This window comes from Pseudomonas sp. 24 E 13 (assembly GCF_900004715.1).
In the GTDB taxonomy this organism is placed as follows: domain Bacteria; phylum Pseudomonadota; class Gammaproteobacteria; order Pseudomonadales; family Pseudomonadaceae; genus Aquipseudomonas; species Aquipseudomonas orientalis_A.
Genome location: NZ_CVTO01000112.1, coordinates 15,564 through 38,486, shown reverse-complemented (window position 1 = coordinate 38,486; position 22,923 = coordinate 15,564). Strand labels below are relative to the sequence as shown.

General features: G+C 61.7%; 18 protein-coding genes and 1 riboswitch. Of the genes, 6 read left to right on the top strand and 12 right to left on the bottom strand.

Annotated elements, in window-relative coordinates:
• Nucleotides 1-34: 34 nt before the first annotated feature.
• A complete protein-coding gene (gene thiC / locus BFP90_RS11340) occupies nucleotides 35-1,939 on the bottom strand; it encodes a phosphomethylpyrimidine synthase ThiC (protein WP_065886550.1) in 1,905 nt (634 codons plus the stop codon).
• A 147-nt stretch (nucleotides 1,940-2,086) separates the two neighbouring features.
• A riboswitch (TPP riboswitch) is annotated at nucleotides 2,087-2,192 on the bottom strand.
• Between the two features lie 194 nt (nucleotides 2,193-2,386).
• On the opposite strand from thiC, the gene BFP90_RS11335 reads away from it, so the two are divergent.
• Nucleotides 2,387-3,826, top strand: a complete 1,440-nt coding sequence (locus BFP90_RS11335; RefSeq protein WP_065886551.1) for a TolC family outer membrane protein — start codon at nucleotides 2,387-2,389, stop codon at nucleotides 3,824-3,826.
• Nucleotides 3,827-3,948: 122 nt separating this feature from the next.
• Here BFP90_RS11335 and waaA read toward each other — a convergent pair whose 3' ends face one another.
• Both waaA and BFP90_RS11325 read right to left on the bottom strand, forming a co-directional pair.
• Nucleotides 3,949-5,226: a lipid IV(A) 3-deoxy-D-manno-octulosonic acid transferase gene (gene waaA, locus BFP90_RS11330; protein WP_065896717.1), complete on the bottom strand. Its 1,278-nt coding sequence runs from the start codon at nucleotides 5,224-5,226 to the stop codon at nucleotides 3,949-3,951.
• A 23-nt stretch (nucleotides 5,227-5,249) separates the two neighbouring features.
• On the bottom strand, nucleotides 5,250-6,140 hold the full coding sequence (locus BFP90_RS11325; RefSeq protein WP_065896716.1) for a LysR family transcriptional regulator: 891 nt from the start codon (nucleotides 6,138-6,140) through the stop codon (nucleotides 5,250-5,252).
• Nucleotides 6,141-6,242: 102 nt separating this feature from the next.
• Here BFP90_RS11325 and BFP90_RS11320 point away from each other — a divergent pair, with 102 nt between their 5' ends.
• From BFP90_RS11320 to BFP90_RS11305, 4 genes are read left to right on the top strand one after another with little or no spacing between them, the layout of a single operon-like run.
• Nucleotides 6,243-6,578, top strand: a complete 336-nt coding sequence (locus tag BFP90_RS11320; RefSeq protein WP_057724331.1) for a DMT family transporter — start codon at nucleotides 6,243-6,245, stop codon at nucleotides 6,576-6,578.
• A 55-nt stretch (nucleotides 6,579-6,633) separates the two neighbouring features.
• Complete coding sequence (locus BFP90_RS11315; protein ID WP_065896715.1) at nucleotides 6,634-7,809, top strand: NAD(P)/FAD-dependent oxidoreductase; 1,176 nt, start codon at nucleotides 6,634-6,636, stop codon at nucleotides 7,807-7,809.
• On the top strand, nucleotides 7,806-8,618 hold the full coding sequence (locus BFP90_RS11310; RefSeq protein WP_065894465.1) for an aldo/keto reductase: 813 nt from the start codon (nucleotides 7,806-7,808) through the stop codon (nucleotides 8,616-8,618). Before BFP90_RS11315 ends, BFP90_RS11310 begins: the two co-directional genes overlap by 4 nt.
• 41 nt (nucleotides 8,619-8,659) lie before the next feature.
• Nucleotides 8,660-9,628, top strand: coding sequence for a metal ABC transporter ATPase (locus tag BFP90_RS11305; RefSeq protein WP_065886556.1), 969 nt, complete (start codon nucleotides 8,660-8,662; stop codon nucleotides 9,626-9,628).
• A 31-nt stretch (nucleotides 9,629-9,659) separates the two neighbouring features.
• On the opposite strand, the gene BFP90_RS11300 is transcribed toward BFP90_RS11305, so the two are convergent.
• The 3 genes from BFP90_RS11300 to msbA form a co-directional block, all read right to left on the bottom strand.
• Nucleotides 9,660-10,595, bottom strand: coding sequence for an NAD-dependent epimerase/dehydratase family protein (locus BFP90_RS11300; protein WP_065894463.1), 936 nt, complete (start codon nucleotides 10,593-10,595; stop codon nucleotides 9,660-9,662).
• Nucleotides 10,588-12,012: a bifunctional D-glycero-beta-D-manno-heptose-7-phosphate kinase/D-glycero-beta-D-manno-heptose 1-phosphate adenylyltransferase HldE gene (gene hldE, locus BFP90_RS11295; RefSeq protein WP_065886558.1), complete on the bottom strand. Its 1,425-nt coding sequence runs from the start codon at nucleotides 12,010-12,012 to the stop codon at nucleotides 10,588-10,590. Before hldE ends, BFP90_RS11300 begins: the two co-directional genes overlap by 8 nt.
• Before the next feature lie 240 nt (nucleotides 12,013-12,252).
• Nucleotides 12,253-14,058: a lipid A export permease/ATP-binding protein MsbA gene (gene msbA / locus BFP90_RS11290; protein ID WP_065886559.1), complete on the bottom strand. Its 1,806-nt coding sequence runs from the start codon at nucleotides 14,056-14,058 to the stop codon at nucleotides 12,253-12,255.
• A gap of 158 nt (nucleotides 14,059-14,216) precedes the next feature.
• On the opposite strand from msbA, the gene BFP90_RS11285 reads away from it, so the two are divergent.
• Entirely contained in the window at nucleotides 14,217-16,073 is a 1,857-nt protein-coding gene (locus BFP90_RS11285; RefSeq protein ID WP_065896714.1) for a bifunctional O-antigen ligase/aminoglycoside phosphotransferase family protein, read from the top strand.
• A gap of 54 nt (nucleotides 16,074-16,127) precedes the next feature.
• On the opposite strand, the gene BFP90_RS11280 is transcribed toward BFP90_RS11285, so the two are convergent.
• From BFP90_RS11280 to BFP90_RS11255, 6 genes are all read right to left on the bottom strand, one after another.
• The gene (locus BFP90_RS11280; protein WP_065896713.1) at nucleotides 16,128-17,009 is read right to left on the bottom strand and encodes a glycosyltransferase; all 882 of its coding nucleotides are present in this window, start codon (nucleotides 17,007-17,009) and stop codon (nucleotides 16,128-16,130) included.
• Nucleotides 17,006-18,154, bottom strand: coding sequence for a glycosyltransferase family 4 protein (locus BFP90_RS11275; protein WP_065896712.1), 1,149 nt, complete (start codon nucleotides 18,152-18,154; stop codon nucleotides 17,006-17,008). Before BFP90_RS11275 ends, BFP90_RS11280 begins: the two co-directional genes overlap by 4 nt.
• A 54-nt stretch (nucleotides 18,155-18,208) precedes the next feature.
• Nucleotides 18,209-19,609 carry a PIG-L deacetylase family protein gene (locus BFP90_RS11270; protein WP_065896711.1) on the bottom strand — a complete coding sequence of 467 codons (1,401 nt, stop codon included), beginning with the start codon at nucleotides 19,607-19,609 and terminating at the stop codon, nucleotides 18,209-18,211.
• On the bottom strand, nucleotides 19,606-20,502 hold the full coding sequence (locus BFP90_RS11265; RefSeq protein ID WP_065896710.1) for an antimicrobial resistance protein Mig-14: 897 nt from the start codon (nucleotides 20,500-20,502) through the stop codon (nucleotides 19,606-19,608). The genes BFP90_RS11270 and BFP90_RS11265 overlap by 4 nt, the downstream gene beginning before the upstream one ends.
• The gene (locus BFP90_RS11260) at nucleotides 20,503-22,260 is read right to left on the bottom strand and encodes a carbamoyltransferase family protein (protein ID WP_065896709.1); all 1,758 of its coding nucleotides are present in this window, start codon (nucleotides 22,258-22,260) and stop codon (nucleotides 20,503-20,505) included.
• A 133-nt stretch (nucleotides 22,261-22,393) separates the two neighbouring features.
• Nucleotides 22,394-22,729 carry a YceK/YidQ family lipoprotein gene (locus BFP90_RS11255; protein ID WP_083203224.1) on the bottom strand — a complete coding sequence of 112 codons (336 nt, stop codon included), beginning with the start codon at nucleotides 22,727-22,729 and terminating at the stop codon, nucleotides 22,394-22,396.
• Nucleotides 22,730-22,923: the final 194 nt, after the last annotated feature.

Genomic DNA, 22,923 nt, shown 5'->3' with positions numbered 1-22,923 from the left:
ATTCCCACGCAGAGCCTGGGAACGATCATGGGTTTCAGACTTTCTTGTAGAGCTGACTGCCTTCCTGCCTGAACCGCTCCGCCTGCTCGGCCAAGCCCTTGGCTACGTCCACATCCACCGCTTCAATGCGCTGGTTGGCCGCGTACTCACGCACTTCGTGGGTGACTTTCATCGAGCAGAATTTCGGCCCGCACATCGAACAGAAATGCGCGACCTTGGCGGACTCTTTCGGCAGGGTCTCGTCGTGAAACGCCCGCGCGGTGTCCGGGTCCAGGCCCAGGTTGAACTGGTCTTCCCAACGGAATTCGAAGCGCGCCTTGCTCAGCGCGTTGTCGCGAATCTGCGCGCCCGGATGGCCTTTGGCGAGGTCGGCGGCGTGGGCGGCGATCTTGTAAGTGATGATCCCGGTCTTCACGTCATCCTTGTTCGGCAACCCCAGGTGTTCCTTGGGCGTGACGTAGCAGAGCATGGCGCAACCGAACCAGCCGATCATCGCCGCGCCGATGCCGGAGGTGATGTGGTCATAGCCCGGCGCGATGTCGGTAGTCAGCGGGCCGAGGGTGTAGAACGGCGCCTCGTCGCAGCATTCGAGCTGCTTGTCCATGTTCTCCTTGATCAACTGCATCGGCACGTGGCCGGGGCCTTCGATCATGGTTTGCACGTCGTGCTTCCAGGCGATCTTGGTCAGCTCGCCAAGGGTTTCCAGCTCACCGAATTGCGCGGCGTCGTTGGCGTCGGCCACCGAGCCCGGACGCAAGCCGTCACCCAGCGAAAAGCTGACGTCATAGGCTTTCATGATTTCGCAGATTTCTTCGAAATGCGTGTAGGCGAAGTTTTCCTTGTGGTGCGCCAGGCACCATTTGGCCATGATCGCGCCGCCACGGCTGACGATGCCGGTGACGCGGTTGGCGGTCAGCGGCACATAGCGCAGCAATACACCGGCATGGATCGTGAAGTAGTCGACGCCCTGTTCGGCTTGCTCGATCAGGGTGTCGCGAAACAGTTCCCAGGTCAGGTCTTCCGCCACACCGTCGACTTTCTCCAGTGCCTGGTAGATGGGTACGGTGCCGATCGGCACCGGCGAGTTGCGGATGATCCACTCGCGGGTTTCGTGGATGTGCTTGCCGGTGGACAGGTCCATGATGTTATCGGAGCCCCAGCGAATGCCCCAGGTCATCTTCGCCACTTCTTCTTCGATGGACGAGCCCAGCGCACTGTTACCGATATTGCCGTTGATCTTCACCAGGAAGTTACGGCCGATAATCATCGGTTCCAGTTCAGTGTGATTGATGTTGGCCGGGATGATGGCGCGGCCACGGGCGATTTCTTCACGAACAAATTCGGGCGTGATGATCTTTGGAATGCTGGCACCAAAGCTGTGTCCCGCATGCTGCTGCTTGAGCAGGCCGGCGGCGCGGGCTTCTTCAAGCTTCATGTTTTCGCGGATGGCCACATATTCCATTTCGGGCGTGATGATGCCTTTGCGCGCATAGTGCATCTGGCTGACGTTGGCGCCGGCCTTGGCCCGTCGTGGATTTTGCAGGTGGGCAAAGCGCAGGTAGGCCAGGTCCGGGTTATCCAGGCGTTCCTGGCCGTAGCGTGAGCTCAGGCAAGCCAGTCGCTCGGTATCGCCGCGCTCTTCGATCCAGGGCGAGCGCACGTCGGCCAGGCCTTTGCGCACGTCGATGATCACGTTGGGATCGGTATACGGACCCGATGTGTCGTAGACCACCACCGGTGCATTGATTTCACCGCCGAACTCGGTGGGCGTCACATCCAGGCTGATTTCGCGCATGGGCACGCGAATATCGGGACGCGAGCCCTGTACATAGATCTTCTGTGAGCGGGTAAACGGCTGCACGGAACCGGAGTCGACCTTGGCCGATTCACTCAAGTGCACGGTGTTTTTTGATTTTTGGCTTTTTAATTCGGTGCTCATCAGGGCTCTCCAACTTATCCGGGCGGTGGATTGTTGTCGGAGCGAACCTGTGACGGACGGACGCACTGAAACCAGTGCTGTGCTTGCGCACGAGGGCTGTTCGATTGTCGAACAACTTCCCGGACGAAGCACAAGAGGACTCGCCGGGTGACGAGAAATCTTGTTCCCTACGCAGGCGCTAACCTGATCAGGTTCAACGGGATCCGGTATTTACCGATCTCAGCCTTCCAACAAGGCACCCCGACAAGAACCTGGCCAGTCTAGACCATGGCGTGGGCAAATTGCCAATGACACTGTCGTCAGGATGATAAATGGCGTAATTACAGGATTGTTGTGCCGAGGCCCGCCCACTACACTCCTGAGCTGCCTTAGGCTTGACGCTCCCTCTTTGCCACCGTAGCCTTGGGCAATAAATTATCATCGTAATATTTACTCAGGGATCGCCTCATGCTGCGCAAACTTTCACTGGCAATTGCCGTGTCTTGTGCGACCAATGGAATGGTCTGGGCAGCTGAAGCGCCCTTGTCCGCCAACACCGACCTGGTCAGCGTCTATCAGGAAGCGGCGAGCAACAACGCCGACCTGGCCGCTGCCCGCGCTCAATATGGCGCGCAGAAAGAAGTGGTGCCCCAGGCGCGCGCAGGCTTGCTGCCGAACCTGTCGGCCGGCGCCGACAGTAACAACGTGCGCACCCAGATCGACCAGCCCGCCGCCACTGCCAGCCGCGACGCGCACTCCTGGCGCGCCACCCTGAGCCAGCCGCTGTTTCGCGCCGATCGCTGGTTCCAGCTGCAAGCCGCCGAAGCCGTCAGCGAGCAAGCCTCGCTGCAACTGTCGGCCAGTGAACAGAACCTGATTTTGCAAAGTGCCGAGAGCTACTTTGCAGTCCTGCGCGCGCAAGACAACCTGGCCTCGACCAAGGCCGAAGAAAATGCCTTCAAACGCCAGCTCGACCAGTCCAATGAGCGCTTCGATGTGGGCCTGTCGGACAAGACCGATGTGCTGCAATCCCAGGCCAGCTACGACACCGCTCGCGCCAACCGCATCGTGGCCCAGCGCCAGGTGGACGACGCCTTCGAGGCGCTGATCACCCTGACCAACCGCCAGTACAACTCGATCCAGGGCATCGTCCATACGCTGCCGGTGCTGCCGCCGGCGCCGAACGACGCCAAGGCCTGGGTCGAAACCGCCGGGCGCCAGAACCTCAACCTGCTGGCCAGCAATTACGCAGTGACAGCCGCCGAGGAAACCCTCAGGCAGCGCAAGGCCGGCCACTTGCCGACGCTCGATGCGGTTGCGCAATACGAAAAAGGTGACAACGATGCCCTGGGGTTCAGCAACCCGAACCAGTTGCCCATCCCGTATGGTGGCGATGTGTCGCAACGCACCATCGGCTTGCGGTTGAACATCCCGATCTACAGCGGCGGCCTCACCAGCTCGCAAGTGCGTGAATCCTATTCACGTCTCGATCAGTCCGAGCAGCAACGCGAAGGCCTGCGCCGCCAGGTGGTGGAAAACACCCGTAACCTGCACCGCGCCGTCAACACCGATGTGGAACAGGTGCAAGCACGCCGCCAGTCGATCATCTCCAACCAAAGCGCGGTGGAAGCCACGGAAATCGGCTATCAGGTGGGCACGCGCAATATCGTCGACGTGCTGGACGCACAGCGCCAGCTCTACTCGTCGGTGCGCAACTACAACAACAGCCGCTACGACTACATCCTCGACAACCTGCGCTTGAAGCAGGCAGCGGGCACGCTGAACCCGGGGGATCTGCAGGACCTGACGCGCTACTTGAAAGCCGACTACAACCCGGATAAAGACTTCCTGCCACCGGACCTGGCCAAGGCCGCCGCCGAGCAGCTCAAGGCCCGCCCGGGTTCTTGAAAACACCATAAACCAATGTGGGAGGGGGCTTGCCCCCGATGGCAGTGGGTCAGCCAACCTGTTGGGTGACTGACACACCGCTATCGGGGGCAAGCCCCCTCCCACATTTGAATTGTGTTGAATCAGTGAGTCATCAACCTGTCCAGTCCGTCCAGCAAACGCTCAAGCGCTCCCTGATTGGCCTGCATCACTTTCAATCCCGCCTCTGCCATCCTGCGCGCATCCCGCGGCAGCTCGAACAATTGGCGCACCGCTTCGGCCAAACCTTCTGCGTCATCCACTTCGCGCAACGCCCCGGCCTCGCGCATCATCGCGCTGATTTCCAGGAAGTTGAACAGGTGCGGCCCCATGATCACCGGCTTGCCCAGCGCCGCCGGCTCCAGCGGATTGTGCCCGCCGGTCGGTACCAGGCTGCCGCCGACAAAGGCGCTGTCGGCCAACGCGTAGAGAAACAGCAACTCGCCCATGGTGTCGCCCAGCAGCACTGAAGTATCGGCATTGACCGCTTCGCCACTGGAGCGCCGCACGGTAGCAAAGCCTTGCTGCACGCACCGATCGAACGTTGGCCCGAAGCGTTCCTGATGACGGGGCACCAGAATCAGCAGCGCATTGGGATAGCTGGCCAGCAACTGACGATGGGCGTCGAGCACGACTTCGTCTTCGCCCTCGTGGGTGCTGGCGGCGATCCACACCGGGCGTTCGCCGGCGCCCCATTGTTCGCGCAAGGCGGCGGCGCGTTCCGGCAGTTGGGGGTCGATGGTCAGGTCAAACTTGATCGAGCCGGTGACTTCAACGGTTTCAGGTCGCGCGCCCAGGCTGCGGAAACGCTCGGCCTCGGTTTCGGTCTGCACGGCGAACCAGCTCATTTCGGCCAGCATCGGCGCGGTCAGTCTGGCGAAACGCGCATAGCCCTTGGCCGAGCGTGCCGACAATCGCGCGTTGGCCAGGGCCACCGGAATACCGCGTTGGGCGCAGGCGTGAATATGGTTAGGCCACAATTCGGTTTCCATGATCACTGCGAGCCTTGGCTGTACTCGGTCAAGAAAACGCCGGGCAGCGCAGGGCAAATCGTACGGCAGATAACAATGCTGGACGCGCGGTTCATCGGCAAACAGCGCCTGGATTCGCTCGGAACCGGTGGGCGTCATGCAGGTGACGGTCATCGGCAACTGCGGGTAACGCGCCAGGAGGGCCCGGATCATCGGCGCGGCGGCAATGCTTTCGCCCACCGACACCGCATGCACCCAGATCCCACCCGGCTGCATCACAGGCAAGCCATAGGAAAATCGCTCGCCCACGCGCTTGGCATAGGCCGGCGCCTTGCGCGCGCGCAGCCACAGACGTAAAGCCACCAACGGCAGCACCAGGTAAAACAGACAGGTGTAGAGAGTTCTATTCATGGCGGCGGAGTTTATCGGCTTTTTCAGTCGATCGCCTGCAAGCACTCGGCAAAACGTTCAGCCACAAAGCGTGCCGCAGGCCCGAGGTGCTCATCGCGACGCCACACCAACTCCACCACCAGCGCCGGCGGGGTCCATTCGCTGCGCAGTTCAACCATCTGCTGTTGATAGGTGGGATATTGCACGATGTGCCGTGGCAACCAGGCCCAACCCAGGCCGCTCATCACCCATTCGGCCAACACATAGAAGCTGTCGGCCCGCCATACCTGCGGGCTGGCGGCTTCACTGCCGGGGTAGACGCTGGTCTGGGTCGACATCAGCAACTGGCGATACTGCGCCAACCGTTGGCAGTCCACGTACTGCTCCCTGGCCATGGGGTGATTGACACCGCACACCGTGACCATCTCCACACTGCCCACCACCCGCCGCTCAAGGGCTTCGGGAATCTGGTCGTGATAGAACAACAGACCCAGGTCGGCCTGGCGTTCCACCAGCTTGCGCGCCACATCGCCTTGCGCTGCGCTGGAAAACTGCACTTCCAGCAATGGATAGCGCACCGCCAGCGCCGCAAGGCTGTCGAGCACCGGTTGGAACAACATCGCCTCGTCCTGAGCCAGGCGCAGACATGCTTCCTCGCCACGGGTCAGCGACAGCGCCCGCCCCGTCAGGCGCTCGCACTGGCGCAGCACTTCACGCGCTTCCTCCAGCAACACACTGCCGGCTTCGGTCAGGCGCGGCTGACGGCCACTGCTACGCGCGAACAGGCTGACGCCCAGGTCCGCCTCCAACATCGCGATCGCGGTGCTGACGGCCGACTGCGCCTTGCGCTGCCCACGCGCCACGGCGGAAAACGAGCGCTGTTCGGCGACGCTGACAAACAGGCGCATCTGTTCCAGATCCCACTGCACGCTCATGGCTTAACCTATCTTCAATTCGGATAGGTAATGACTTTACCCCATCTGTTGAACCTCTAGAATGCCGACCTATCAAACCCGCTCCACCTTGAGGATTGCACCATGAACGCCGCCTACTGTTACCTGGCCATCGCCATCTGCTCGGAGGTGATCGCGACCGTTTCCATGAAAGCCATCAAGGGGTGGAGCACACCGATTCCGCTGTTGCTGGTGATCGTCGGTTACGGCATCGCGTTCTGGATGCTGACGCTGGTTGTGCGCACCGTGCCGGTCGGCGTGGCGTATGCCGTCTGGGCCGGCATGGGCATCGTGATGGTCAGCATTGCCGCGCTGTTCATCTACGGGCAGAAGCTGGATATCCCGGCCATGCTGGGGATGGGACTGATTGTGCTGGGCGTGGTGGTGATTCAGCTGTTCTCGAAAACCGCGGGTCACTGACCGCCCCTCAACAGCCTGTATACTGCGCCCCTTGTCTTGAACATTGAGGTCGCCGATGCCATCCGTTATTTCCACCGACGTTCTGATTGTCGGCGCCGGGGTTGCCGGCCTCTGGCTCAATGCGCGCCTGCGCCGCCAGGGGTTTTCCACGGTACTGGTGGAAAGCGCGACCCTGGGTGGCGGGCAAAGCGTTAAGTCCCAGGGAATCATTCACGGCGGTGCGAAATACGCCCTGCACGGCGCCCTCACCGGCGCCTCCGAAGCGATTGCCGACATGCCGCGTCGCTGGCGTGAAGCCCTGGCCGGCAATGGCGAGTTGGACCTGTCCGGCGTGCGCCTGCTCTCTGAAGCCCACTACCTGTGGTCCCCCGGCACCCTCGCCGGCAATCTCACCAGTTTTTTTGCCAGCAAGGCCGTGCGCGGCCGTGTCGATCAGGTCAAGGGCGACGAACTGCCGGTCGCGCTGCAGGATCGTCGCTTCAAGGGCAAGGTCTACCGCCTGGCAGAATTGGTGGTGGATGTGCCCAGCCTGATTGAACGCCTGGCGCACCTGGCCGGTGACGGTCTGCTCGCGGGCCAGCACATCGAACCGCTGCGCGAAGGCGACACGCTGGTGGGCTTGACGGTCGATGGCCGCGAAATCCGCGCTCAGCGCATCGTATTGAGTGCCGGCGCGGGCACCGCCGATCTGCTGGCGGCCCTGGGCTTGAGCCAGCCGGCGATGCAAACCCGCCCGTTGCACATGATCCTCGCCAAAGGCCCGGGCCTGAAGCCGTTGTATGCCCATTGCCTGGGCGGCGGTACCAAGCCGCGCCTGACCGTGACCACGCACCCGGCCGCAGACGGCAACTGGGTGTGGTACATCGGCGGCGATATCGCCGAGGCCGATGGCGTGGCCCGCACGCCGCAAGAGCAAATTGCCACCGCGCAGAAAGAACTCGCTCAGCTGTTGCCATGGATCGACATGAGCCAGACCCAGTGGGCCACCTTGCGCGTCGAACGCGCCGAGCCAATGCAATCAGGCCTGAGCCGTCCCGACAATGCCTTCCTGGCCGAACAGGGCCGCCTGTTGGTGGGCTGGCCGACCAAGCTGGCCCTGGCGCCGGACTTTGCCGACCGGGTCATCGACAGCCTGGAACGCGCCGGCATCCGCCCAGGCGCCAGCGACCCCCTGCCCGACCTGCCCAAACCCGCGATCGGCCAACCCGCCTGGGAGCACCTGTTGCCATGAGCCTGCCAACCCTGCACGAACTGTATCGCCCCCTCGGCAGCACCGGCCTGCTGGTGTCGCCCCTGGGCCTGGGCACCGTCAAGCTGGGTCGCGACCAAGGGGTCAAATACCCCAACGGCTTTCAGATTCCAAATGACGACGAGGCGCGAATGTTGCTGCGCCAGGCGCGCCAGTTGGGCATCAACCTGATCGATACCGCACCCGCCTACGGCCGCAGCGAAGAGCGCCTGGGGCCACTGCTGCGTGACCAGCGCAAGGATTGGGTGATCGTCAGCAAGGTCGGCGAAGAATTCGAGGACGGCATGTCCCGCCACGATTTCAGCGCCGCCCATACGCGGATGTCGATCGAGCGCAGTCTGAAACGACTTGAAACGGATTTTATCGATCTGGTGCTGGTGCACTCCGATGGCAACGACCTGCACATCCTCAACGACTGCGAGGTTTACCAGACCCTGGCGGAGTTGAAAAAAGAGGGCAAGATCCGCGGTTTCGGCTTCTCCGGCAAGACCGTTGAAGGCGGCGTGAAGGCGCTGGAGCAGGGTGATTGCGCCATGGTGACTTACAATCTGAACGAACAGGCCGAAAAAGCCGTCATTGATTACGCGGCGGCCCATGGCAAGGGCATCCTGGTGAAAAAAGCCCTGGCCAGCGGCCACGTATGCCTGGCGCCTGGAATGGATCCAATTCAGGCGAGTTTCACGTTGTTGTTTGCGCAAACGGGCGTCGCCAGTGCTATTGTCGGGACCATCAATCCGCTGCACCTGGCCCATAACGTGGCAACCGCTGCCCGAGTCATCCGTCAACTCTGATGCCGCCCACGCGGCCGACCCCGTCGCACAAAGGAGCCGACATGCCGCGTACGCTCATAAGAAAGAACCCCAGCAACTTCAAGACACTGCCGCTGCACGTGGAAGCCACCCCCGAAGGCCTGAGCTACCAGAGCGTCGGCATGCCGCTCAACTTCGCCCAGACCCTGCAACGGCGCAAGCCGGTCGAGGTGCCGGACGCCGAACGCTTCGCCCTGGAACTGGCGAACCTCGGCGTCTCGGTGCGCCTGACCCTGCACTGGCAAAACAAGGATTACTGGGTGCTGGTACGCCAGCGTCGCCAGGATCGCGGCGACGTGGTGCTCAAGCTGATCTCCGGCTACGTCCCCGCCCATGAACTGAACCTGCCGCTGCACACGGCTATTCAGGAAATTGCAGAGGAATGCCTGCTGGAAACCCCTGAAGGCTGGCTCGGCGGGCGCTTCAACGATACCTGGCTGCCGGCGCCCTACTCCGCCGCGCTGCATTACCGTGAAGCCCTGCCGTTTCGCCTGAGCCCGCTGTCCGGCGCCGCGCGTCCGGTGCGCTGCGCCACCACCCAGTTGATCGAGCGTCCACGGGCCTATGTGCACCTGCCGACGGCGTCACTGCAGCTGATTTACGACCTGCGCCTGGAAGTGCCGAAGGAAGCCAAGTCCCTGAGCCTGTTCCATGTGGATGAGCGCCTGGAAGGTGACCAACTGGTCGCACGCCTGGATCGCAAGCGTCCGGACCTGTACCTGATGCCGCTCAAGGACGGCGAGCCCCTTGCCGAGTTGTACACCGTCAAGAAGGACCAACTGTATCCAGCGAGCACACGGGGTTTGTACCTGGCCGAAAGCTTCGCCCGGCAGGACGGCTGGCTGGTGCGTGATGAGCGGATTCGCTGGAAGGACTGGCTCAGGCAGCAAGGCCTGGCACAGCCGGAAAAAGAGTCAAAGCTCAAGCGCTTGACCGGCAAGGCGCAGCAGATGCTGCGCAAGATCGTGCCGAAGAAAAAAGCCAGGGGCTGACGCACACCCGATATCGCTATCGGCGTGCGGCTCAGCCTTTGAGCAAGCGCTCCAAGCCGACCTTCAACGGGGTAGGTTCAGGCAGGGTGAAGCTTGCCAGCAGGCGCCGATTGTCGGCCCGCGAATGGCGAATATCCCCCAGGCGCGCCGGTCCATAAGTAATGACCGGCAATGCGCCCACCACTTGCTCCAGTGCCTGCAGCACCTGCTTAAGCGTAGTGGCGTGGTTCCAACCGACGTTGATTGCCCCTGCGGGAATAGTCGGCAACTCGATGGCCTGCACCAGCACATCCACCAGGTCTTCCACATACATGAAGTCACGGGTTTGTTCGCCATCGCCAAACACGGCAATGGGCAGGCCCTGCTGCACACGCTCGCTGAAAATGCTGATCACACCGGAATACGGCGATGACGGGTCCTGGCGCGGACCGAAGATATTGAAGAAGCGGAAAATGACCGGCTCCAGGCCATGCTCACGACGGTAGAAGTCGAAGTAGTGCTCGCTGGCCAATTTGTCCGAGGCATAGGGTGTCAGCGGCGCCTTGGTCGTCTCTTCGTCGATGGAGGCACCCTCGCCGTTGTTGCCGTAGACCGCTGCGCTGGAAGCGTACACCACACGCTTCACGCCGGCCTTGCGCATGGCTTCGCAGATATTCAAGGTACCGATGAAATTGCTCTGGTGCGTGCTGACCGGATCGTCCACGGATGCCTGGACCGACGCCACGGCCGCCAGGTGGACCACCGCCGACGCGCCAACGACCACTTGAGCCAAAAGCTCGGCGTCGGCCACATCACCTTCCACCAGTTGCACGCGCGGGTCATCCAGGGGCAGGTTGCTGCGCTTGCCGGTAGACAGGTTATCCAGCACCCGCACCGAATAGCCCTTGGCGAGCAACGCGTCAACCAAATGCGAACCGATAAAGCCTGCGCCTCCGGTGATCAACACCCATTTATCAGCGTTATTCATTGTTACGTATTTTCTCGACGATGGCCGTGGTCGAACTGTTTTCTACCAACCCCAGCACTTTGACGGTGCCGCCGTAGGCGCTGACGATGTCCGCACCGACCACCTGGTCGACGGAATAGTCACCGCCCTTGACCAGCACATCAGGCTTGACCTGGGCCAACAGGTTTTCCGGGGTGCCTTCAGAAAAGCTGATCACCCAGTCCACCGCACCCAACCCGGCCAGGACCGCCATGCGCCGGTCGACGCTGTTGATCGGTCGGCCCGGGCCTTTCAAGCGGCTGACGGAAGCATCATCGTTGACCGCGACGATCAGGCGATCGCCCTGGGCGCTCGCCTGCTCAAGGTAGGTCACGTGACCGGCGTGCAGGATGTCGAAACAGCCGTTGGTGAACACGATGCTTTCGTTGTGGGCGCGTGCGTCGTCAATCGCCAGCAGCAATTGCTCGAGCCCCAGCACACCGCGCTCCGAACCTTCGGAACGCTGGATGGCGCGACGCAACTCGGGGGCGCTGATGGCCGCGGTGCCCAATTTGCCGACCACAATGCCCGCCGCCAGATTGGCCAGGGCCACGGCATGGGGCAGTTCCTCGCCGGCGGCGATGGACGCGGCCAGGGTGGAAATCACCGTATCACCGGCGCCGGTGACGTCGAACACTTCCCGCGCACGCGCCGGCAGGTGCATCGCCGGGTGGCCGGGACGCAGCAGCGTCATGCCATGTTCGCCACGGGTCACCAGCAGGGCGCCGAGTTCAAGGTCGGCCATCAGCGCCGCGCCCTTGCTGACCAGTTCGTGCTCATCGGCGCAACCACCGACGACCGCTTCGAACTCGCTGAGGTTGGGCGTGATCAGGCTGGCGCCCCGATAAATCGAGAAGTCCTTGCCCTTGGGATCGGCCAGCACCGGAATGTTGCGGGCCTTGGCGGCCTGGATCAGCACCTGGTGATTCTTCAGGGCGCCTTTGCCGTAGTCGGACAACACCAGCACCTTGATGCCTTCGAGCAACGCGTTGACCTGGTCACCCAGGGCCAGGGCGTCGGTGGCGAAGGGTTCTTCGAAATCGATACGCAGCAATTGCTGGTGACGGCTCATGACCCGCAGCTTGACGATGGTCGGCTGATGGGCGATGCGCTGGAACAACGCGCGCACGCCGGCACCGCGCAGGCTATTGGCCAGGCTGTCGGCGGCTTCGTCGTCACCGGTCACACCCACCAGGGAAGCCGGGGCGCCGAGCGCGGCAATATTGAGGGCAACGTTGGCAGCGCCACCTGGACGGTCTTCGATTTGCTCGACCTTGACCACCGGTACCGGCGCCTCAGGGGAAATCCGTGAGGTACCACCATGCCAGTAACGGTCGAGCATGACATCGCCGACCACCAAGACAGGGGCTTGATTGAATCGCGGCATGGACAACTTCATGGAGCAACCCACATACAAAATGAACAGGGGCGCGATATTAGCACAGGGTTTGCGATGGCTTGCGCCCACCGCAGGGCAAATGTGGGAGGGGGCTTGCTCCCGATAGCGGCGGGCCAGCCAGCACTTGTGCAAGCTGACACTGAGCTATCGGGGGCAAGCCCCCTCCCACAGGGGATCTGCGCTAACGGATCAGCATCAGGGCAAGCCCCCTCCCACATTCGAGCCGTGGCGCCTGTTGGATCAGGTGATGTCGGCCGCTACCGGCGCATCAAGGCCCATGGCATGCAGGCGCGCGTAGTAGCCGTTCTGCGCCAGCAGCTCACCGTGGGTGCCGCGCTCGACGATGCGCCCGTCGTCCATCACCAGAATCAGGTCGGCCTTCTCGATGGTAGACAAGCGGTGTGCAATCACCAGCGTGGTGCGCCCCTGCATGACCTTGTCCAGCGCGGCCTGGATATGCCGCTCGGACTCGGTGTCGAGGGCCGAGGTGGCCTCGTCGAGAATCAACACCGGTGCGTTCTTGAGCAGCGCACGGGCAATCGCCAGGCGCTGACGCTGGCCACCGGAAAGCAGCACGCCGTTCTCGCCGACCTGGGTATCGAAGCCCTTGGGCAACTGGTCGATGAAGTCCTTGGCGTTGGCATCCGTCGCCGCCGCTTCAACGTCTTCGCGTGGCGCGCCGGCCAGGTCGCCATAGGCGATATTGTTGGTCACGGTGTCGCTGAACAGGGTCACATGCTGGGTAACCTGGGCAATGTGCTTGCGCAGGTTGAGCAGCTTGTAGTCTTCGATCTCGATGCCATCAAGCAGGATTTCACCGCTCTCATGGTGATAGAACCGCGGGATCAGGCTGGCCAGGGTCGACTTGCCACTGCCCGAACGCCCCACCAGGGCGATCATCTGCCCGGGTTCGGCGGTAAAGCAGATGTCCTTGAGCACATGGCGTTCGGTGCCGGGGTAGGTGAAGTTCAGGTTGCGCACTTCCAGGCGACCGCTGACCTTGTCGCGTTCGAGGGTGCCGTGGTCGACCTCCACCTCTTCGTCCAGCTGTTCGAAAATGCTTTCGGCACCGGCCACGCCCTTCTGAATGGTCGAGCTGACCTCCGACAGTTGGCGGATCGGCTTGGGCAACAGACCGGCCAGGGTGATGTAGGCCACCATGTCGCCGGCCGACGCATCGCCGCGCAGATACAGCACCAGGAACATCAGCACCGCCATCGCGGAGTAGATCACCAGTTGCAGCGCCGGGGTGTAGATCGCCCCGGTGCGGGTCATGCGCAGTTGCTTGTTGGTATTGCTCTGGCTGGCCTTGAGGAAACGCTTCTCTTCATAGACCTCGCCACCGAAGCTGCGTACCACGCGGTAACCCTGGATGGTTTCCGAGGCGACGTGGGTCACGTCACCCATGGCCACCTGGATCTTCTTGCTCTGCTTGCGGAATTTCTTGCTGGCCGTGCTGACCATGACGGCAATCAACGGCAGGATGGCAATCATGACCAGCGTCAGGCGCCAGTTCATGAACAGCAGCGAGGCAAACAGGAAGATCACCGTCATGCCTTCGCGGATCACCACCTTGATCGCATCGGTCGCCGCCCCCGTGACCATGGTCACGTTGAAGGTGATGCGGGAAATCAGGTGCCCGGAATTGTGGTTGTCAAAGTAACGGTTAGGCAGCGTCAGCAGGTTGTTGAACAACTGCACGCGCAAATCGTGGACCAGGCCCAGGGAGACCTTGGCCAGCAGGTAGTTGCCCAGGAATGAGCCCAGGCCCTGCCAGGCCGCGATCAGAATGATCAGCAGCGGCACCGCCTGCAGCAACTGCAGGTCGCGCAGGAACGGCACGGTCGGAAACAGCACGGCTTCGGGATTGGAAAGGCCGTCGACGAAGTATTTGAGGATGTAACCCAGCATCGGTTGGGTCGACGCGAAAATCAGAAATCCAAGGATACTCAGCGCGAACAAGCCCATATAAGGCTTAACGTAACTGAGCAGGCGGAAGTATATTTTCAAGCTCGAAGGGCTTGCGCTCGGACTGGAGTCGGTCATATCACGCGGCGTTTTGAAAAAGGAGGCTGACTTTAGCACAGCTTCTCTGTTGTACTTGCACCCGGCGTACGCCACGACCCGGCAGGATCACGCGGGCGACATTACATGGCCACCTCCTCGGGAGGGTCGGCTTTCTCTTTCCGGAATGGCTCTATCGTATGCACTCCAAGCGCCTTATCTATGGCTCGAATCGCGTTTTTGACTTCCTGGTCCTGTGGATTTTGCCTGTTGGCTTGCTGTTGCTCTTGAGTGCACTGTTCTTCGTCGGCAACCGCAATGTACTGCACCGGATCGTCTACCTCCTGTTTAGCGTGCCCACTCTGCTCCTGTTGTGCATGCGCCCCTGGGAACTCAAGGACCTCTTGCGCGAACCGATCGCCCTGGCGTTCCTGGTTTTCTCCGCGTGGGCACTGACCAGTCTGCTCTGGAGCCCCGAGCCCAGCGCCGACACCGACCTGTTCAAACGCCCGCTGAACACCTTTATGCTGTTTGGCGGCTGTGGGCTGCTGTTGCACTACCGCAACGAGTTGTTCAAGCCGATCTTCTTCGGTGCCGCAGTGATTGCACTGGTGGTGTGCCTGGGCAACCTGGTGGCCTTCGCGAAGGCGTACGAGCCTGGCATGCGCATGATCGGCGGCCTCGGCGCCCTCGATAATCCGCTGCTCAGCTCCCATCTGTTCGGTTTCTTCACGGTGTACTGGCTGTTTATATGCCTGACCACCCAGCGCCTGAAGGTGTTGTGGTTCAGCGTACCGGCACTGGCGATCATGGGTATCACGGTGTTGGCGACGGGCTCTCGCACGCCTCTGGTGGCACTGATGATGGTGATCGTGTGGATGGCCCTGGTCAGTCGCAACCGCCGCTCGGCGCTGCTGCTCGGTGCAATGGTGCTGGCCAGCGCCGGACTGCTGCTTTTGTACCCGGAACTGATCACGGACCGTGGCAATTCGTTGCGTGTCGAGCTGTGGAAAATGTCGTTGAAACTCATCGCCGACCACCCCTGGATCGGCCATAGCTACGACTCCGAGCTGTACCTGACATTCGACAACGGCTACCAGCTGCGCGAGCCCCATAGCTTTGCCCTTGGCGTGCTCTATTACGTCGGCATCATCGGCTTCATCCCCTGGATCTTCATGCTCGGCTATGCCCTGTATAAGGGCATGCAACGACGCGCACAACCGCTGTTCATCCTGGCATCGTCCCTGCTGGTCTACGGCATCGGTGCGGGCCTGACCGAAGGCGGCGGCATCCTGTCGCGACCCAAGGAGCATTGGTTCCTGCTGTGGATCCCGTTGGCGATCATTACCGGCCTGAGCATCGCCCAGCGCCACCGCAGCCTGCTGCGCATGTCGGTGCAATCGATCAAGCGCCCGGCATTTGACCAGCTGTGCAGCAATGCCCAGGTGATTGAAGCCGATGGCCTGGGGCCAAAAGTCCTGCGCCTGGAAGACGGCAGCTTTCTCAAGCTGTTCCGCCCGCGCCGTTGGTACACCTCCGGCAGCTTCAACCCGTATTCCGAGCGTTTTGCCAGCAACAGCGAACAGTTGCGCAGCCTGGGCATTCCCACCCCGCACATCCTTGGCCTCTACCACTTGCCCGACGCCAGCGGCGCCGTGGCCTATACCCCGCTGCCCGGCCTGACCCTGCGCCAGGCCATGCAAAGCCTGGACAGCAGCCTGCGCGAATCGCTGGTCGAGCGTTTCGGCCGGTTCATGGCGCAATTGCACGAACGCGGTGTGTACTTCCGCTCGCTGCACCTGGGCAACGTGCTGCTGATGGACGACGGCGAGTTCGGCCTGATTGACGTCGCTGACCTGCGCATCTACCCCTCGTCCCTGCGCTACGCCTTGCGCCAGCGTAACTTGCGTCACATGCAGCGCTATCCGCAGGACCGCAACTGGTTGTTCGAAACGCACTTCGAGCAGTTGGTTAAGGGCTATGCGACGGTTGCCAGCCCGACGGCCACGGCGAAACTCCGCGAACAGGTACATAGCCTGGCCAGCCCGGCCAGCTGATAAAAAAGGCGACTATCACTGCCGTGATAGTCGCCTTTTTTACATCCCTCGTCTTCAGCTCCTCAGCGGCGTCAGATACAGCCGCACCAAGCCACGCAAGGTCTTGCGCCCCCAGAATTTCAGCGGGATCTGCTTGAGAATCTCCCGTGCCAACGGCCGGTCACGGTCGGCGGTCTTGAGGAACATCGAGTTCAGGAAGTTGTAGCGCACCGCATCGTAGGCCGGGTGATCGCTGAACTTGGCGTAGGTCTTGAGGATGTTCTGGATCATGTAGCGGTGGTTTTTGTAGGTATTGCTGGCGTGCTGTCGGTACTGCGCCATGACTACGTCAAGCGCATCGATGGTGTAGCCCGCCGCGGTTATCTTCAATTGAATCAGCAGGTCCTCCAGGGGAATCAGCGGATCGAAACCACCGACTTCCTCCAGGGCTTCGCGGCGGATCAACATGGTCGGCGCGGGTGGAAACGGCTTGCGGTCCATGAACATGTCGTCGAAGTCGAGACTGCGAAACGGCACATCACGGCGTTGTTTTTTCTCCGGATGCAGGTTGCCGTCACCGTCGATCAGCTCGATGTTGCCGGCGCAGATCCCCACCCTGGGCTTGCCCTCCATGTAGGCCACCTGGGTCGCGATACGGTCGGGCAGCATGATGTCGTCTGAGCCGAATGGCGCGATCAGGCTGCCTTTGGCGCGGGCAAGCGCGTTGTTCAGCGTGGCGGTCAGCCCCTGGTTCTGTTGCACCTGGAAATCAAACCCGTGCTCGGCCTGAAGCCGCCGGATGCATTCGACGCTGTCATCCTTGGAGCCGTCGTCGATCACCAGCAATTCGATATTCGGGTAAGTCTGGCCGAGCACACTCAGGATGCTCTGCTCGATGTACCGAGCGTGGTTGTAGGACGCGATAATCACCGAGACCAACGGTTGTTGCGCTGTCATGCTCTACCTGCTTCTTTCAAACCGGTTTCGATCAAATCCAGATACTTGCCCTGGAACTCAGCCAAGGCGTGGTTTGCCTCCAGGTAACGGAAGACCTGCTCACCCTTGGCGCGTAACTGTTCATCACTCATGGCCAGGTAAGTGTCGAGCGCCGCAGTCAGTTGCTCCACGTTGCCGGGCTCATGGGACAAGCCGCCCGCCCCTTCAACCAGCGGCAACATGGCCGGCCCGTTGGAGGCGATCACCGGCAGGCGCCCGCTCATGCCTTCCAGCAACGCCAGGCCCAAGCCTTCAAGCAGGGACGGCATGGTCCAGATATCGAACGCACGTACGTACTGCAGACCGTCCTCACGAAAGCCCAGCAAGTGCGCACGGCCAGTGAGGCCGAGACGCTCGATGTCCGCCCGCAGGTCAGCTTCGGCGCGGCCGGAACCGATGATACCCACCTGAGCCTCAGGATATTTGTCCTTGAGCCGTGCAAACGCCTGCAACAGATGCGTGTGCCCCTTGATCGGGACCAGGCGCCCCAGAGCACCAATCATCCGTGCCTCCAGAGGCAAGCCAAGGGCCTGCCGCGCTTGCTCGCGCGGCAACTGCAAGGCCTCGGCCTGGGGGATGTCGATCGCGTTGGTGACGAAGGTGGTGTTCTCGTGGGTAAAGCCACAGTTCAAGCCCACCAGGTAATCCCTCACCGCCGCCGACACCCCGACAAACCGCCAGGCCGGGCTGACCATGCGGCGCATCTGGCGTCGACGATAGGCCCGCTCATATTCGCCGAAACCGTGGGAGATGCCGATGCACAGGGGAATCTTCAACCAGCGGTTGAGCGCCAGCATCATGTTCACCGACTTGAAGCGGTTACAGATGACCACGTCGAACTTCTGCTCACGGCAATACTTGTAGATTTCCCACATTGCCCGCAGACGAATGCCCTTCAGGGCTTTCTCGGGAAATTCGAAATATTTGGAGTGGTCGGCCACGCTCAGCGGCTGGCCCGGCTGGGGGCGTCCACTGAGGAAGGCCGATGTGACCTCGAACCGTTCAACCGGCAACGACTTGACGATCTGCTCACCAAGGTCAGCAAAATCATGGAGTTTGACGTTGTAGTCCGGCTGTAGCTGCAAAACCTTGAAACGAGGCTTCATATTGCTCCATGAGGCAACCGGGCTACTGCGCGCAGCCCGACGTAAAAATCAACTTCAGTCCTGCTTGAGCACCCAAAGCAGTTCGTGACGGCGCACGGCCTTGCGAAAAAACTCATTCTCGCCGTAAGGCGATGGACAACGACCCGCGAGCAATTGTTGCAGCAGACGGCGCACGCGCCGCTTGAAGGGCGGCCGGGGTTGCAGGTCATGCATCATGCCCAGCGCCATGGCCTTGTCCTGCTGCTGGCTCAGGCTCAGCACACGGCAATAGGGTTCGAATGCCTGGCCGGCCTCGAACTGCGGCGGCAACGCCACGCCGGCGCCCGAATTGCCCATGGGCCAGCGGTCGTTATCATGCAGGTGGTTGGCGTACCCGAGCAATGTGCTGGGTTGCCACTCCAGCCCTTGCAACGCTTCAATAACGGCGTTGTAGGCGCAGATATGATCCGGGTGAGGGTCAAGGAGCGGTGTCGGCAACACGATCACCTCGGGCCGCGCCTTGAGCAGCACCGCACGTAGATCGGCAATCAGATTGACCCACGTCGGTGCACCGTCCAGATCGCCGGGCAGCGCCAGGCTGTTGAACCGGCGGAACAGCCGCGTATCTTCCAATTGCGCCTCGCGGGACGCCTGGGGCTGATCCGGCGCGGCCTGCATGGCCGGCAGTTGCAGGCAGAAGTAGCCCAATTGCACGCACTGTGCTTCGGGAACACCGGCCCAGCGCGGCACGCAAATGCTGTCCCAGGCACGCAGGCGTCCCTTGAGTCGAGCGGCATCGGCCTGCGCCAGGCCCATCTGCTGATAGTGCTCGGCTTCGATTTCACCTGCGGTGAGGGTCACAATCCAGCTCTCATCCGCCTGGGCATAGAGGCCAAAGGCGGCCAGTTCGGCGTCGTCGGCGTGGGGGGCGATCACCATGACCCGCTGACGGGCGTGATCCGGCTGACGGAAAATCCACAGGCTGGGCTGGCCGACCACGCGGCACAAGAGGCCGCGCAACGTCAATTCACCCGCCGCCAGCGTTGCGGCAGAACCGGTCAGATTCAGGTAGCGCTTGCCCGCCACGCCGCGCTCGAACGCCTGACAATCCCCGGCCAGCTCGACCGCCGGGTCAAGGAAACGCCCGAGCCAACCGCTCTTGAGCTGCACTTCAAGGATCAGCGTTTCGTCACCTGCCAGATCCAGCGGCGTCTGCGGCACCCATCGCCCGTTATCCAGGCGCAGGCCAACCTGCTGGCCGCTCGGGGCGAAGTGGTATTGATAGTCGTCATTGGGCGAATAAAACAGATGATCGGCGAACCAGGCTTCGTGAGCCACCCACAGCAGCAGCGCAAGGATCAGCGGCAGCCACCAGGCCACCAGCACACCCGTCGCAACCAGTATCAGCAGGCAGATCAATAGCGCGACACGCTTGTTGCGCCGATGGCGCTTGAGCAATTGCTGTTTGCGGCTCATACGCTGAACACCGGCACCGGGTTGCACCAGCGCTCTTTATATTCACGGTCGGCACGCCCGAACGAGAAGCGCAACGGCAAATCCTGCGCGCGCGCATGTTCCCAGGCACTTTGTGTATTGAGGAAACTCAGCACGCTCCCCGGGCTGAACGCACGGGTCTCAGGGTCGACGCCACCGTTGACGTACTCAACGCTTATCCATTCGGGCGCTTGAACGCAGTACACCACCTGCACGGCAATCGGCGCGTCATTGAGAAACAGCACCGAACCGATCAGGAACGCCTTGAGCAATTCCAGCACCTCGGCCAGTCGCTCGGCACCGGTGGCGGGAAAGCCCCAGCGCCGCTGGAACAGATCGCAGTAAATCGCCGCCAGCTCCACGCCGGAAAACTCGCTGACCGGTCGCACCACGCCACCCGCTTCCTCGAGCAAACGCAATTCACGGCGCTGGTTGTAGCGAAATTTTTTCGACAGGTCTTCGGGAGTGCGCGCCATGGCCAATTGCTCGGCCTGGGGCTTGAGGGTACTCACGCGCCCCTGGTTCAGCGCCGACAAATAACGGCCACGGTGACGCAGCGGCACCTGCGCATCAGCGGCTATCGGCAGGATGATCTCGGCATTGCCCAGGTCAAACAGGCCCTTCTTGCCGGTGCGCTTGAGCACGTCCTTGGACAGGGCCAGATCGCGTCCCCAGGTGGCGATTGCCCCCTTGAGTTCACCTCCTTGCTCCCAGCCCAGGTAACGCACCGGAATCTGCGCCAACCCCGCCAGGCGTTCGATCACCTGGGGATGGGTCGCCACGCTGCCGCCGTAACGCTGCCAGGCCTGGGCGTAAACGTCGGCGTCGACAGGCGTCCAGCCACGTTCACGCCAACCCTGGAAGCGGTTCAGCATTTAAACCACAGCGTCATAAGGGTCCACGCCATCCTTGACCACCAGGATGTCTTCCATGATCAGGTACTGCAGGTCGGAGCCGAAGAACATGTTCAGCGCGTCGGTCGGCGAGCAGATCATCGCTTCGCCACGACGGTTGAGCGAGGTGTTCAGGGACACGCCGTTGCCGGTCAATACTTCCAGCTCTTTCATCATGTCGTAGTAACGCGGGTTGTACTCGCGCTTGAGCACCTGGGCGCGGGAGGTGCCGTCTTCATGCACCACTTCCGGCACGCGGCTCTTCCACTCTTCCGACACTTCAAAGGTGAAGGTCATGAACGGCGCCGGGTGGTCGACCTTGATCATGTGCGGGGCCACGGTGTCGAGCATCGACGGGCAGAAAGGCCTCCAGCGCTCGCGGAACTTGATCTGGTGGTTGATACGGTCGGCCACGCCGGTGGCGCTCGGGCAACCGATGATCGAGCGACCGCCCAGGGCACGCGGGCCAAACTCCATGCGGCCCTGGAACCAGGCCACCGGGTTGCCGTCGACCATGATCTTGGCGATGCGCTTGGGCATGTTTTCGATCTTGCGCCAGTTCGGCTTGCTTTCATGTTTGGCGCAGGCGGCGATCACGTCTTCGTTGCTGTAGGACGGGCCGAGGTAGACGTGTTCCATCTTCTCCACCGGCACACCACGCGCGTGGGACACATAGGCGGCCGCACCCACGGCAGTGCCGGCATCGCCGGACGCCGGCTGCACGAACAGCTCCTTGACGTCATCGCGGGCAATGATCTTCTGGTTCAGCTTGACGTTCAGCGCGCAGCCGCCGGCAAAGGCCAGCTTGCCGGTGTCCTTGAGGATGTCGCCCAGGTAATGGTCGATCATCTGCAAGGCCAGTTTCTCGAACAGTGCCTGCATGCTGGCCGCGTAGTGAATGTACGGCTCGTCGGCGATATCGCCTTCGCGCTTGGGGCCCAGCCACTCGATCAGTTTTGGCGAGAAGTAGAACCCCTTGCCCTTCTCTTTATAACGGCGCAGGCCGATGACGTTGGCGTAGTCGGTGTTGATCACCAGCTCGCCGTTCTCGAAGGAGGCCAGGCGCGAGAAATCGTACTTGCTGGCATCGCCATACGGCGCCATACCCATGACTTTGAACTCACCGTCGAGCATCTCGAAACCGAGGAACTCGGTGATTGCGCCATACAGGCCGCCCAGGGAGTCCGGATCGTAGAATTCCTTGATCTTGTGGATCTTGCCGTTTTCGCCATAGCCGAAGAACGTGGTGGCGTACTCGCCCTTGCCGTCGATGCCCAGGATCGCGGTTTTCTCCTGGAAGCCCGAGCAGTGGTAGGCGCTGGAAGCGTGGGCCAGGTGGTGTTCGACCGGTTCGATCTTGATTTTCTTCGGATCGAAGCCCAGTTGCTCCAGGCACCAGACAATCTTGTTGCGATAGCGCTTGTAACGGCGATTGCCCATCAGGATCGCGTCGAGCGCGCGGTCCGGGGCGTACCAGTAGCGTTTGGCGTAGTGCCAGCGCGCCTCGCCGAACAGGCTGATCGGGGCGAACGGGATCGCCACCACATCAACGTCGGACGGTTTGATGCCGGCCTGTTCCAGGCAGAACTTCGCCGACTCGTAGGGCATGCGGTTCTTTGCATGTTTGTCGCGTACGAAGCGCTCTTCTTCGGCGGCCGCAATCAGCTTGCCGTCGATATACAGGGCCGCGGAAGGATCATGGCTAAGGGCGCCGGACAGGCCAAGAATCGTCAATGCCACTGGGGTCTAGCCTCTTTTAGTCTGCATGCAGGCGCAGCGCGCCTGAAAAAAGTGTGCCTCCCGCCCGGGCGGGAAACAGCTAAAGGGCGGGATTATAACTTAAAAGCAGCAGGAAGCTGTTAGCGGCAAGGGGCTAGCGCAGGTCGATGCTGCCGTCGGCGCTTTGCCGGTAGACGGTGTAGGGCAGCAAGAGCGTGTCCATGACGCCGGAGAGCGGCACATCAATGAAGGTCCAGGGCACGCTGTTCAGCGCCAGGCTGCTCCCCGTATTCGGCGGCCCGTGTAGGACACACAGGTTATACGTCACCCCACTGTAGATACGCGGCACGGACTGGCAATAGGTTTTATCCGCCTTGAGCGCGCGAACGGTAACCGCATCTTCACGCATCACCGTGGTGACGGTCCCGCAGCCAACCATCATCGACGCACTCCACGCCAGCACCAGCAACTTCATATTGGTTGTGCACATGCCCAGCTCTTCTTTTTTGAATGAGGTCGAAAATCTAGCATCGCCCATCCAATGGTCCAGACGCCTGGCGCCGTCGCTTTGCGTGGGAAACTTCCTGTTCAGCCCAACGGCAATCAGGTTCGGCAAAATCGAGGGGAATCGTTAAACTTGCGACATTTGCGCCTACGCCACTCAACATGCGTTGCGCCACGGAC

Excerpts from the sequence above, each read along its gene's own strand:
- BFP90_RS11320 (WP_057724331.1), top strand. The coding sequence starts at position 6,243 with ATGAACGCCGCCTACTGTTACCTGGCCATCGCCATCTGCTCGGAGGTG.
- BFP90_RS11315 (WP_065896715.1), top strand. The coding sequence starts at position 6,634 with ATGCCATCCGTTATTTCCACCGACGTTCTGATTGTCGGCGCCGGGGTT.
- thiC (WP_065886550.1), bottom strand. The coding sequence starts at position 1,939 with ATGAGCACCGAATTAAAAAGCCAAAAATCAAAAAACACCGTGCACTTG.
- BFP90_RS11255 (WP_083203224.1), bottom strand. The coding sequence starts at position 22,729 with ATGTGCACAACCAATATGAAGTTGCTGGTGCTGGCGTGGAGTGCGTCG.
- BFP90_RS11275 (WP_065896712.1), bottom strand. The coding sequence starts at position 18,154 with ATGAAGCCTCGTTTCAAGGTTTTGCAGCTACAGCCGGACTACAACGTC.
- BFP90_RS11285 (WP_065896714.1), top strand. The coding sequence starts at position 14,217 with ATGCACTCCAAGCGCCTTATCTATGGCTCGAATCGCGTTTTTGACTTC.
- BFP90_RS11280 (WP_065896713.1), bottom strand. The coding sequence starts at position 17,009 with ATGACAGCGCAACAACCGTTGGTCTCGGTGATTATCGCGTCCTACAAC.
- BFP90_RS11265 (WP_065896710.1), bottom strand. The coding sequence starts at position 20,502 with ATGCTGAACCGCTTCCAGGGTTGGCGTGAACGTGGCTGGACGCCTGTC.
- BFP90_RS11310 (WP_065894465.1), top strand. The coding sequence starts at position 7,806 with ATGAGCCTGCCAACCCTGCACGAACTGTATCGCCCCCTCGGCAGCACC.
- BFP90_RS11270 (WP_065896711.1), bottom strand. The coding sequence starts at position 19,609 with ATGAGCCGCAAACAGCAATTGCTCAAGCGCCATCGGCGCAACAAGCGT.
- BFP90_RS11305 (WP_065886556.1), top strand. The coding sequence starts at position 8,660 with ATGCCGCGTACGCTCATAAGAAAGAACCCCAGCAACTTCAAGACACTG.
- BFP90_RS11325 (WP_065896716.1), bottom strand. The coding sequence starts at position 6,140 with ATGAGCGTGCAGTGGGATCTGGAACAGATGCGCCTGTTTGTCAGCGTC.
- BFP90_RS11300 (WP_065894463.1), bottom strand. The coding sequence starts at position 10,595 with ATGAATAACGCTGATAAATGGGTGTTGATCACCGGAGGCGCAGGCTTT.
- BFP90_RS11335 (WP_065886551.1), top strand. The coding sequence starts at position 2,387 with ATGCTGCGCAAACTTTCACTGGCAATTGCCGTGTCTTGTGCGACCAAT.
- msbA (WP_065886559.1), bottom strand. The coding sequence starts at position 14,058 with ATGACCGACTCCAGTCCGAGCGCAAGCCCTTCGAGCTTGAAAATATAC.
- hldE (WP_065886558.1), bottom strand. The coding sequence starts at position 12,012 with ATGAAGTTGTCCATGCCGCGATTCAATCAAGCCCCTGTCTTGGTGGTC.
- waaA (WP_065896717.1), bottom strand. The coding sequence starts at position 5,226 with ATGAATAGAACTCTCTACACCTGTCTGTTTTACCTGGTGCTGCCGTTG.